General features: G+C 32.8%; 12 protein-coding genes. 11 read left to right on the forward strand and 1 reads right to left on the reverse strand.

Translation table 11 applies throughout. The features are described 5' to 3' along the window. The first annotated feature begins 44 nt into the window (after positions 1-44). From EDD62_RS00440 to secA, 5 genes are all read left to right on the forward strand, one after another. Positions 45-905, forward strand: a complete 861-nt coding sequence (locus EDD62_RS00440; RefSeq protein WP_123807116.1) for a DegV family protein — start codon at positions 45-47, stop codon at positions 903-905. Between the two features lie 218 nt (positions 906-1123). Continuing rightward, complete coding sequence (locus EDD62_RS00445; protein WP_123807117.1) at positions 1124-2500, forward strand: helicase-related protein; 1377 nt, start codon at positions 1124-1126, stop codon at positions 2498-2500. A gap of 97 nt (positions 2501-2597) precedes the next feature. After that, complete coding sequence (locus EDD62_RS00450) at positions 2598-3380, forward strand: ComF family protein (protein ID WP_123807118.1); 783 nt, start codon at positions 2598-2600, stop codon at positions 3378-3380. A gap of 46 nt (positions 3381-3426) precedes the next feature. After that, positions 3427-3978, forward strand: coding sequence for a ribosome hibernation-promoting factor, HPF/YfiA family (gene hpf, locus EDD62_RS00455; protein WP_077140780.1), 552 nt, complete (start codon positions 3427-3429; stop codon positions 3976-3978). Between the two features lie 147 nt (positions 3979-4125). After that, positions 4126-6651, forward strand: coding sequence for a preprotein translocase subunit SecA (secA, locus tag EDD62_RS00460; protein WP_123807119.1), 2526 nt, complete (start codon positions 4126-4128; stop codon positions 6649-6651). A 71-nt stretch (positions 6652-6722) separates the two neighbouring features. On the opposite strand, the gene EDD62_RS00465 is transcribed toward secA, so the two are convergent. Next, positions 6723-8144, reverse strand: a complete 1422-nt coding sequence (locus EDD62_RS00465) for a hypothetical protein (RefSeq protein WP_123807120.1) — start codon at positions 8142-8144, stop codon at positions 6723-6725. A 253-nt stretch (positions 8145-8397) separates the two neighbouring features. On the opposite strand from EDD62_RS00465, the gene prfB reads away from it, so the two are divergent. From prfB to EDD62_RS00495, 6 genes are all read left to right on the forward strand, one after another. Next, a protein-coding gene (prfB, locus tag EDD62_RS00470) for a peptide chain release factor 2 (protein ID WP_170152727.1) occupies positions 8398-9511 on the forward strand; the annotation gives its coding sequence in 2 pieces (ribosomal slippage) (positions 8398-8469 and positions 8471-9511; 1113 coding nt in all). A 74-nt stretch (positions 9512-9585) separates the two neighbouring features. Further along, the gene (cccB, locus tag EDD62_RS00475) at positions 9586-9930 is read left to right on the forward strand and encodes a cytochrome c551 (RefSeq protein ID WP_123807121.1); all 345 of its coding nucleotides are present in this window, start codon (positions 9586-9588) and stop codon (positions 9928-9930) included. Between the two features lie 264 nt (positions 9931-10194). Beyond that, on the forward strand, positions 10195-11256 hold the full coding sequence (locus tag EDD62_RS00480) for a LysM peptidoglycan-binding domain-containing protein (protein ID WP_123807122.1): 1062 nt from the start codon (positions 10195-10197) through the stop codon (positions 11254-11256). A gap of 121 nt (positions 11257-11377) precedes the next feature. Beyond that, entirely contained in the window at positions 11378-11941 is a 564-nt protein-coding gene (locus EDD62_RS00485; RefSeq protein ID WP_123807123.1) for a TlpA family protein disulfide reductase, read from the forward strand. Further along, on the forward strand, positions 11941-12585 hold the full coding sequence (locus EDD62_RS00490; RefSeq protein WP_123807124.1) for a YfbR-like 5'-deoxynucleotidase: 645 nt from the start codon (positions 11941-11943) through the stop codon (positions 12583-12585). The genes EDD62_RS00485 and EDD62_RS00490 overlap by 1 nt, the downstream gene beginning before the upstream one ends. Before the next feature lie 14 nt (positions 12586-12599). Next, positions 12600-12815 (forward strand): DUF2198 family protein, encoded by a 216-nt coding sequence (locus EDD62_RS00495; protein ID WP_407922646.1) that lies wholly within the window; start codon positions 12600-12602, stop codon positions 12813-12815. Positions 12816-12880: the final 65 nt, after the last annotated feature.

The following is a 12880-nucleotide window of genomic DNA, read 5'->3' on the forward strand; positions in this document are numbered from 1 at the left end:
TTTATTATAACATAGAGGGATGTTTAGAAGAAGGGGGTTCTATAATGAAAACAGCAATCATAACAGATTCGACTGCCTATTTAAGTAATGATTATATAGAGCAGCATGACGACTTATATGTTATTTCATTATCAGTAATATTGAATCAGTCATCATACAAAGAATCTCATGAAATAACTACAAATGAATTTTATGCTAAATTGAAGCAGGTAGAAGAACTACCGATGACAAGTCAACCGTCTATTGGTGAATATATTGACCTATTAGAACAGTTAAAAAATAAAGGCTATGAAAAAGCCATTGCAATTCATTTGTCATCTGGCATTAGTGGGACATATCAAAATTCTATTACGGCTGGGAAGAGTGTAGATGGTATTGATGTTTACTCATTTGATTCAAAATTAGCTTGCATGATAGAAGGCTTTTATGTAGATTTTGCATACAAGCATAAAAATCAACGAACTGCCGATGAAATAATCGATGAGATGACTAAAATGCGAGACCAAACAACGGAAGGTTATATTGTTGTTGATGATTTATCGAACCTTAGAAAAGGAGGACGATTAACTGCAACACAAGCGATGATTGGGACGATGTTGCATATTAAACCAGTACTCACTTTTGAAGATGGATTGATTGTTCCGAATGCCAAAATTAGAACATTAAATAAAGCACTTAAACAAATAGAACATTATTTTGAGGATATTGTTCATCAGTATCCGGATGAACAGATACATGCGACAATTATTCACGCTAATAATGAAGATGCTGCTGAAAAGTGGCTATATAAAATGAAGGAAAAGTACCCTAATATAAATATTACACTGAGCCACTTTGGTCCAGTAATTGGGACGCACTTAGGTTCCGGAGCACTTGCTATGGGATGGGTGATCGGGGATTTCTAATCGGTTCATACAGAAATATAATATTTTACAGCACATACCAATACATGGTCATGTGCTTTTTTATTGCTCTTTTTACACAATTCAAATCAAATGAAAAAGGTTAAGTTGTGCTTGTCGTGAGTTTCAGAATAATATACAAAAAAATTATTCAAGAATTTCGTACCTGAATATGATAGATCAGTAACATAAATAAATAATATAAAAATAGGAGACTATGAATGAAATATTACTTAACCCGAAAACAAATTGAGACATTAGATAAATCTAATGATAAAAAGTCTTATCGTGATATTCATGTTGATCCATTCATATCACAAGGGAAATGTAATCGATGTTGTTCAATAGACCCAACAGACTTCCATTCTTTTATCCATCAATTTACTCAGCGAAGCACATTGTATTGTAGGAGATGTAGTCAATACGGTATGTTTCATTCTTTTGAAGGTTATCCATATGTAAACCATTCACATCAAGATTATAAAGACATTAACGCATTATCAATTCGGTTACCGTTCGAACTCACTCACTATCAACAAAGTATCATCGAACAAATGTCTGATCGAATACAATGTAAAACAATATGTAATTCAACAACTAGACAAAAAGCAACCGATGAATATCTTTTATATGCAGTGACTGGTGCCGGTAAAAGTGAGATTATTTTGAGCTGTTGTGACAAATGGGTCACAAGGAATCGTCAATTGAACATTGCGATTGTCTGTCCAAGGAGGGATGTTATCGTGGATTTGCATGAAAAGGCACAACGATACTTCGATGTAGAGTTTACAATAAGGTGTATGGGTATATGTAAGCACGTGTTCAACTCGTTGCACTTTATGACAATCCATCAATTAATTTATTATAAAAATTACTTTGACATCATTATCATTGATGAAGCGGACGCATATCCATACAGTGGTGATTTAAGACTACATGACATTGTTTTGAGTGCGCTATCACATTCAGGGACTTTGATTTATGTATCAGCTACATTGAATCCTACTTTAAAACGTATTCCGAAAGCAAATTCATTTATTTTACCTGTCCGGTTTCATGAAAAGCCATTAGTTACACCAAGATTGAAATTTTTACCTAGTCGATTTGAACAGCGGATAGTATGTGAGGCAATCAAACCATATATTTCTTTGAATAATGCGATGGATAAAAATAAAAAGTTATTAATCTATGTACACTCTATCGAACAACTTTTAACTTTGAATGAATTTTTGCAAAATCAGTTCCGTCAAAATGTATCTAAGATTGGTTATATTTATTCGAATAGTGAGCTCCGAACGGAATTAATCGATGATTTCAAGCAAGGGCGAATCACGGTACTATTATCAACAACATTGTTGGAGAGAGGACTAACGTTTAAAGATGTAAATATTATTATATTGCGAAGTCACAAATTTGATCGTAATACATTGATACAAATGATGGGTAGAGCAGATCGTTATATAGGACCGAAAAGTGGAACAGTCACTTTGTATTATGCTTTATATAATATGGAGCTGTATTATGCATGTAAATATATAAGAGATATGAATCAAAGATGGAGATTATATGGAAGACAAGTAAATATAAATCAGCCATAAAATTCACAACAATCATTAATAAACAAAATATTAAATAATTGTACAAATATACAACGAATTAAATAATAAACATTTATTTTAGGGGTATTGATTTAATATGAATGAAAAGTGTATAAATTGTCTGTCAAATATTAAGTATGACACTGATTTTATGACGATGTTACAAATGTTGATTTGTGATTATAGAGCGTATGACCAAGATCAGTTAAGTATATGTCAATCATGTATAGATCTAATCAATAGAAGTAGAGTTAGAAAAAATGAGAACAGTCGTTATGTCATAACGGATGGTAATGATTTTAACGAAAATGGTACATTTAAGAAAACAACCATTGAACCAGAATTATCATATTACAAATCAATTGCTCATTATTCTTTTCATTATACCCCCTTTATACAAGATTATTTTTATCAGTTAAAAGCAAATGGTGATATTGCAAGAGCAAGTGTATTATCAGATATCATTCAAAAAGATTTAGTGTATTATGAATTACAAGCTAAACAGTGTGTTATCGTGCCGATACCAATCAGTGAAGAACGATTGAAGATCAGAGGGTTTAATCAAGTTGAAGTGATGTTGGATGCTAGTTCAATTCGATATGAGCGTATTTTAAGAACGAATAAACAATATACGCAATCGCAATTAACTTTAGAACAAAGGTTAGCGTTAAATAATCCATTTTATATTGATGAAGATGAGATAAAGAAAGTATCAATAGATTTCAAAGATAAAACAATCATTATAGTAGATGATATCATCACGACAGGGGTGACAATTCACCATGCAGCACAAGTGTTAAACCATCTGAATCCTTATGATATAAAGGTGTATGCGTTTGCAAACGCAGGGAAAAAAGGGTATAATAAAAGTAGAAAATAAGTGTTAAATATTTTTTAACACAACAATAGAAACGGAGTGGATAGTTATGATTAAGTACGAAATTAGAGGAGAGAATATCGAAGTAACAGGTGCAATTCGTGAGCACATCGAGAAAAAACTCGATAAACTAGAACGTTACTTCGCAAATCGTCCAAATGCACAAGCGCATGTAAACATTAAGACGTATAATAATTCAAAAGCGAAAATCGAAGTGACAATCCCATTCAAGGATCTGACATTAAGGGCTGAAGAACGTCATGATGATTTATACGCTGCAACGGATTTAATTGTTGATAAATTAGAAAGACAAATTAGAAAACATAAAACAAAAGTGAACCGTAAATTCCGTGAAAAAGGTATAGAACAAGATGTCTTTAATCATGTGGAGCCAACTCAACCGGATCACGATGAAGAAGATGACATTAAAATTATTAAATCTAAACAATTCAGCTTAAAACCAATGGATGCTGAAGAAGCGGTACTTCAAATGAACATGTTAGGACATGATTTCTATATCTTTACAGATGCAGAGACTGATGAGACAAGTATCGTATATCGACGTAAAGATGATAAATATGGATTAATTGAAACAAAATAAAAACATTTAAAACTCAAGCACCGATCGCTAACTGTGATCGGTGTTTTTATTTTTTGTAACAGTTTATAAAGGAACATATATCAGTTTTAAATACTGTCAAAAAGTGCTATCATTGAAAGATGAAGAACGAGCAAAGGAGATAGCTTAATGGGTTTTTTAAAGAAAGTGTTAGATGGGAATAAAAGAGAGTTGAATAGTTTATCAAAAATAGCCGATAAAGTGATGCAGTATGAAGAAGAGGTTTCTAAATATAGTGACGAGGACTTTATCGAAAAAACAAATAAATATATTGATGATTTAAGTGAAATGGGTTCTATCGATCAACAAGATAAATATTTAGATAAAATATTACCAGAAGCATTTGCACTCGTTCGTGAAGCGGCAAAGAGAACATTAGGGCTATCACCTTATAAAGTACAAGTTATGGGTGGTATTGCGATACACCGTGGTGATATTGCAGAAATGAAAACAGGTGAAGGTAAAACATTAACAGCAACGATGCCGGTCTATTTAAATGCACTAACAAAACGTGGAGTTCATGTCGTAACAGTCAATGAATACTTATCAAGTGTTCAATCAGAAGAAATGAGTAAGTTATATGAATTTCTCGGTTTAACGGTTGGTTTAAACTTAAACGCCAAAGAAACGGTTGATAAGCGACATGCATATAATCAAGACATTACGTATAGCACGAATAATGAATTAGGGTTTGATTATTTGAGAGATAACATGGTGGCGTATAAGAAAGACAGAGTAATGCGTGAATTAAATTTTGCAATCATCGACGAAGTGGACTCAATTTTAATAGATGAAGCTAGAACACCATTAATTATTTCAGGTCAAGCTGAGAAATCAAATACACTATATGTCCAATCGAATGCATTTGTAAGAATGTTGAAATCAGATGATGATTATACGTATGATGAACAAACGAAAGGTATTCAACTGACTGAACAAGGGATCGAAAAAGCTGAAAAAATGTTCAAAGTTGACAATTTGTTCGACGTTGCACATGTGAACTTAGTACATCATATAAATAATGCATTAAAAGCGCACCACACAATGTTGCGTGATAAAGATTACGTGATACAAGATGGAGAAGTGGTTATTGTTGACCAATTTACAGGGCGTACGATGAGTGGTCGTCGATTTTCTGAAGGATTACACCAAGCGATTGAAGCTAAAGAAGGTGTCGAGATTAAGAATGAATCAAAGACTATGGCATCGATTACATTCCAAAACTTCTTCAGAATGTATAATAAGCTTAGTGGAATGACGGGGACAGCAAAAACGGAAGAAGAAGAATTCATGGATATTTATAACATGAAAGTGACTCAAATCCCTACGAACAAACCGATTGCAAGGGCAGATAAACCTGACCTGATTTATGCAACACCGGAAGGAAAATATAAAGCAATTGTTGAAGAGGTTATTGCGAAACATAAGGCAGGTCAGCCTGTTTTAATTGGTACTGTTGCTGTAGAAACGAGTGAATATTTATCTAAACTTCTTAAGAAAAATGGCGTAAGACATAATGTTTTAAATGCAAAAAATCATGAAAAAGAAGCTGAAATCATTCAAAATGCAGGTGAACGTGGTTCAGTAACGATTGCTACAAATATGGCTGGCCGTGGTACGGATATCAAACTTGGTGAAGGTGTCACGGATGTCGGCGGACTTGCGGTGATCGGTACTGAACGACATGAATCACGACGTATCGATGATCAGTTAAGAGGACGTTCAGGCCGTCAAGGAGATATCGGGGATAGTAGATTTTACTTATCATTAAGAGATGAATTGATGGTTAGATTTGGATCAGAACGATTACATGGCATGATGGAACGCTTTGGAATGAATGATGATACACCTCTTGAATCGAAAATGATATCACGTGCAGTTGAATCTGCTCAAAAACGTGTAGAAGGGAACAACTTCGATGCACGTAAACGATTATTAGAATACGATGATGTACAAGCGAAGCAACGTAAAATTATGTATGAAGAGCGTAATGAAATTTTAGAATCAGACGATAATTCTGATCGAGTGATATCATATATTAAAGGTGCACTTGAGAGAGCGATTAACTTCCATTTTGTTGGGGACGAAGACCAATACAATTATGAAGCGTTCATTAATTATGCGAATGATCACTACTTAACAGATCAAGAAGTGACAGAGAAAGAATTGATTGGAAAAGAACATGATGAAATTTTCGATGTAATGTATGAGAAAGTGATGGCTGAATATCGTCATAAAGAAGAGCTATTGGGCGAAGAACGTATGCGCCAGTTTGAAAAAATGATCATATTACAAGTCATGGATAATAAATGGACAAGTCACATTGATACGATGGACCAGTTAAGAACTGGAATCCATTTAAGGTCATATGGACAAATAAATCCACTTCGTGATTACCAAAACGAAGGTCGTGAATTATTTGATGCTGTTGTTGATAGTATAGAAGAAGACGTGACGAAATATATTTTGAAAGCAGAAGTGAATGAAGAAGCAGAGCTTAAGCGTAAACAAGTGGCTAAAGGCGAAGCGATGCAAGCAAATGATGGTAAACAGAAAATTAAAGCACAGCCGAAGCAAGTTGAGAAAGTTGGAAGAAATGAACCATGTCCATGTGGATCTGGTAAAAAGTATAAAAACTGTTGCTTAGGAAAGTAATAATTTAAAAAACTACGCCAATTAGGTATACTAGTTGGCGTAGTTTTTTAATACTATGAAATTATTTAAGATTATTCTTTACTATTCTCATCTTCATCTTTGGAATTATCCTCTTTATCGCTATCTTTATTATCCTCATTTCCATCTTCATTCTTACTACTATTACCAACAGCTTCATAGCCATATCCTTCTAATAGATCTTTAACTGTAGCGATTGATTCTCCATCATTATATTTATTAGTATACTCTTCAATTTTTGAAACATTTACCTTTTTATCTTCGTCAAGTTCTAAATCTTTATAACCTCTAATAATATTAAATTTATCTGTCTCTTCTCCATCATCATCAGAAATAGTAATTTCATATAGCTTGACTAATGTACCATGAACTTGACCATCTCCAAAAATACTGTTATCTTCTCGTGTTTGGTTATAATAAGTACCATGCTCTACTGTTTTATAAATTTTATAATCATCACTTTTATATTCTTCTTTTGTTTTTTCGTCAATCATTCTTAGAACTGAATCTAAATTTTTTATATCACTAGCTTTACTTGCATAGTCTGTTAAATCTTTAACTTCAACTTCTACACCTTCAGAATCTTCCATGACATAACCCATGCTAGATAATTGAGACTTATAATCATCTTCAAGAATTATTTTAGTTTTTTCGCCGTTTTCAAGTTCACCATTATTTTCAACTGTAAACCTTAAACTACTTAATTCATCACTAAATGTATTTTCTAATTCAGCTGTACCAGAACCACTTGCACCTTTAAATTTAGGAATGACATGTTTCTTTATATCATCACTTGAAAGCACTTTAGGCTCTTCCAAGCCAGATACTTCTTTGTTAATTGTGAAACTTTTCTTATCAGAAGTATAACCTTCTCTAGCTAATTCTTCTTCATCTTCAACATTAACCTTAACTTCAATTTTATCACCGTTTTTAAGTTTATCTTGTTTACTTGCTGTCGCACTTAAACCATTTGTATTTGATGATACATCTGCATATCCTTCACCACTTAACCCTGATACATCGATTGATACTAAGTCTTTGGCAATTTCTTTAGTAAGTTTTTCTGGTTCTTTTAAACCTTTTACTTCAAATTCCTTTTCACCAGTTTTAATCTTTTTAGCATCATCTTCATTGAAATCAACAGTTACTTTTACTTTGTCACCGTTAGAAAGTTTTTCATCTGGTTCAACTTTAATATCTAAACCACCATCCATACCAATTGAGCGTAGTTCTTTGAATGTATCTTCATCTAACTTCTCTTTAATTTCATCTTCTGATAAATCTTTAAAATCTTCTTCTTTAATGTCATAAGCTTCTTCCATTAATTTTTCATGATCAACATCATATGATGTAGTTCCATATCCATCTACTCCGTTGAATTCTAATGATATGTATTCTGTAACATCTTTCTTACCACAACCATACAGTGATAATGATAATAACAATGTAAATGAAGCTAGTAGTACTTTTTTCATAAATTAAACCCCTTCTTCAATTATATTAATATTAGCTTTAGGAATAAGTGACAGAAATGACAATAACAACATTAACTTAAATTTAACTATCCTCCTTTTAAATGTAAATTATTTCTTAAATATAAAAATACCATAGTTGTAATTATTTTCAATAAAAGATATGAAATTTATTTATTAATTTAAATTGATACTGCATTAATTATGATAAAATAATATTTAAATATATTGTTTATTAATCGAGAGGTAGATAATGATGGAACTTTTTGAAATAAAATCAATACTTAATGAAACGAATGATAAAATAAATGACTTTAGGGGGTCTCTTTGACTTAGAAGAAAAGAGAACTCAACTAAAAGAATATGAGGAAATCATGTCTGAGCCTAGTTTTTGGGATGACAATCAAAAAGCAGAACAAGTCATTCAAAGAAATAATATGATTAAAGAAGTGGTCACGGCTTTTGATCAATTGGTAATAACACATGAAAATATCGAAGCGACATATCAATTATTAAAAGAAGAATATGATGAAGAGTTATTTCATGAAATAGAGCATGAAATTACTAATTTCAAACATGATGTTGAGCAATTTGAATTAAATTTATTGTTAAGTGATGAACATGATCAAAATAATGCAATATTAGAAATACATCCTGGCGCAGGTGGGACAGAATCACAAGACTGGGGAGAGATGCTACTTCGAATGTACCAACGATATGCTGAAAAGCAAGGTTTTAAAATAGAGACGATTGAATATCAATCAGGTGATGAAGCGGGTATTAAGTCGGTTACACTTCGCATCATTGGTCATAATGCATATGGATTGTTAAAAGCTGAAAAAGGGGTTCATAGACTCGTTCGAATTAGTCCATTCGATTCATCTGGAAGAAGACATACGTCTTTTGCATCATGTGATGTAATTCCTGAATTTAATATAGATGAAATTGAAATAGAAGTACGCAATGAAGATATTAAAGTTGACACATATCGTGCTAGTGGTGCTGGAGGTCAGCACATTAATACAACTGACTCTGCTGTTCGTATCACACATCAACCAACAGGTATTGTCGTGACATGTCAAAATGAAAGATCTCAGATTAAAAATAGAGAGCAAGCAATGAAATTACTGAAATCAAAACTGTATCAAAAAGAAATAGAAGACCGCCAAGCTGAGATTGACCAAATTAAAGGGAATCAAAAAGAAATTGGATGGGGCAGTCAAATTAGATCATATGTCTTCCATCCATATTCTATGGTTAAGGACCATAGAACGAATATTGAAACAGGTAATACAGATCAGGTGATGGATGGGTATTTGCAAATGTTCATCGATGGATATTTAAGAAATCAACTCGCTAAAAGTGAGTAAAATCACATAATAAATGTGAACATTATGTTACAATTATAATGAAATGAATATAATATATAAGGGGCTTTAACATGATGAAGATGAAGAAGGTATTATCTGTTGTGTTATTATCAAGTTTAGTACTTGGTGCATGTGGTGGAGAAGAAGAACCGAAGGAGGAAGAAGCGAAGACAGAAGATACAGCGACAACGGCAGGTAGTGGAGAAGCTGAAGAACTTTATAGCAATAAGTCATGTGTTGGGTGTCATGGACAAGACTTAGAAGGTGCGAATGGTCCTGAACTTGCTAAAATTGGAGCGAAACTATCTAAAGATGAAATTAAGGATGTAATAATTAATGGTAAAGGTTCAATGCCATCTATAGATGTAACAGATGAAGAAGCTGAAACATTAGCGACATGGTTAGCAGAGAAAAAATAGTCAATAGGATAATAATGAATAATTAAATAATCGCAATGCTATTTATTTAATATTAATATAAACAAAGCTCAGTAGTATGACAATACTATTGAGCTTTTTGATGTTTGTAAATCTAATGTTACAAAGTTGCAGTTTTATCTTTCGTTTATATTACATCTTCATTACAATGCCCACAGAACATAAATCGTGTGATATATTAAGTCTAGTTAATTTTGATAACACGGATAAAAGATTATTTACACACAAATCAGGAGGATTTTTATAATGAAAAAAACATTATTATCTTTAGCAACTGTAACTGCGGTAACTGGAATTGCAACAACAACAGCTGATGCAAGTGAATACAAAATCAAAGCTGGAGATACTTTATGGAGTATTGCTGCTAAGTACAATACATCAGTAAGTGAAATCCAAAGCCTAAACAACATTTCTTCACATTTAATTTTCCCTAACCAAGTCATCAAAGTAGGAGAAGAAAAAGTTGAAGCATCAACTAGTACTGAATCTAAATCAAATGAAGCAACTCAACAAACTTCAGAAGCACCAGTAAATACAAATGCTTCTACTTATACTATTAAGTATGGAGATACACTATATAAAATTGGACAAAAGTTCAATGTAGATTACAAGAAAATTAAAGAGTGGAATAACTTATCATCAGATATGATTTATGCTGGTAAAACATTAGTCGTTAAAGCACCAGCTCAAGCTGAAGCAACTACACAAACACGTACAGTAGAAGCAGTTGAAACTGAAGAAGTTAAGCCTGCAGAAACAAATACAGTTAAAGAAGATAACAATCAAGCAGCAGAAGCGGCTCGTAAAGCAGAGGCAGAGCGTCAAGCAGAAGCGGCTCGTAAAGCAGAGGCAGAGCGTCAAGCAGAAGCAGAGCGTCAAGCGGAAGCACAACGTCAAGCGGAAGCACAACGTCAAGCAGAAGCAGCTCGTAAAGCTCAAGTTCAACAAACAAGTTCATCTGTAAGCAACGGAAGTGTTGAATCAATTGCAGCACGTATTGCATCTGGTAAGCGTTACGTATTTGGAGCTAATAACCAATACGCAGTTGACTGTTCAGCATTTACACAACAATTCATGAAAGCTTATAAAGGAATTAACATTCCTCGTACAGCTCGTGGACAACAAGCAGCAGGTACTAAAGTTTCTAACCCTCAAGCGGGAGACTTAGTTGTATTCAATAACGGAACTCACGTTGGAGTATACTTAGGAAACGGTATGGTATATGATGCGTTAAATCCAACTGACGGTATCGGTAAGCGTTCAGTAAGCTGGATCTGGGGACACGTTGACGGATATTACAGATTCTAATATATACTTTTATTTTTCAAACTCCTGATGTAATATCAGGAGTTTTTGTTTGTTTTTCTTGATTTGTACTACAAAGTCAATTAAGATATGAACAATTACATCAGTTTGAAGAAGGGTTCATATGAAAAAGAAAATTACAATTATCTTAAGCATAATATTATTGATTATTATCATCATTTCATCAACTTATACATATAATGCATTGAACAGTGTAGATCAAGAGAGTTTAGAAAGAGAAGTTGAGACGATGAAAAATTATGATATTATTGGCCAACAGTTTGAATTACCTGAAGTCGTCAATACGAAAACATCAACTTCAGATCATATTCAATTGGAAAGTAAATTAAATGTAATTAATGTATGGGCTTCTTGGTGTGGTCCTTGTAATGAAGAAATGCCTGATTTAGTAGATATCGACAATCGTTATGATGACAAGGATGTTAGTATTATCGGCATCAATATTGAAGACTCAAAAACACAAAGTAAAAAGTTTTTGGATAAATATCATGTAAAATACAATTCATACACACCGGTTGATGAAGATCAGTTCATTAAAGATAACACTGTATCTATGATCCCTACGACATTTTTCGTGAATCAATCTGGTGAAATTTTATATGTTAAATATGGTGCATTAAGTGAAGATGTTGTGTCATTTATCTATGATGAAATGGAGGGAAAATAATGGGAGTACATGCTTACTTTAAAAGTTTGTCAGATATGGAGAAGCTAATTCGCTGTCCAGGAAAGTTTAAATATGATGAGCATAATGTTGCAGCACATTCATTTAAAGTAACTAAGATTGCCCAGTATTTGGCTACTGTTGAAGAACAAAACGGTAAGGATATTGATTGGAAAATATTGTATGAAAAAGCGCTAAATCATGATTACCCTGAAATTTTTACGGGTGATATAAAAACGCCTGTTAAATATGCTTCAAATGAGTTAAATCATCTCTTCAGTGAAGTTGAAGAGACGATGTCGATCAAATTTGTTCAAAGTGAATTCCCCGAGTCATTACAACAAATATATATAGAACGTTTTAAAGAAGGAAAAGACCATACGCTAGAGGGTCAGATTTTATCGGTGGCAGATAAAGTTGATTTATTATATGAATCATTCGGTGAAATTCAAAAGAGAAATCCTGAGCCATTATTTTTCGAAATCTATGAATCATCATTAAGTACAATCATTTCATTTAATCATTTATATTGTGTAAGAGATTTCTTAACTAATATTATTCCAGATATGCTAAGCGAGAAGTTTATTCCTCGTTCAGAATTAAAAGAGTTAACAGAGGAAGTGCTTAAAAGGTACAATATATCATGATTGGATGGTATATGATGGCAATGGTTATGCCAATGACACTCGTCATATTTTTCTCTGTCGTTGCTAGAAATAAATTTATCGGCAGCACGCTAGCATTAATACTTATTGGTGTCTCAGTGTATAAAGATTTTTTTCATTCTGAGTGGATATTGTTTTTAGATGCATGTTCTCTTGTGATTGGTATGTATATAGTTGACACATTAAACCTTGATGATAATGGAATGGATTAAATGTGGTGAAATAATTATTATGAATGTCTAATTGAGCCCTATAAAGTAAACGTATCAATACGAAT

The sequence above is a fragment of the Abyssicoccus albus genome (assembly GCF_003815035.1).
In the GTDB taxonomy this organism is placed as follows: Bacteria; Bacillota; Bacilli; order Staphylococcales; family Abyssicoccaceae; genus Abyssicoccus; species Abyssicoccus albus.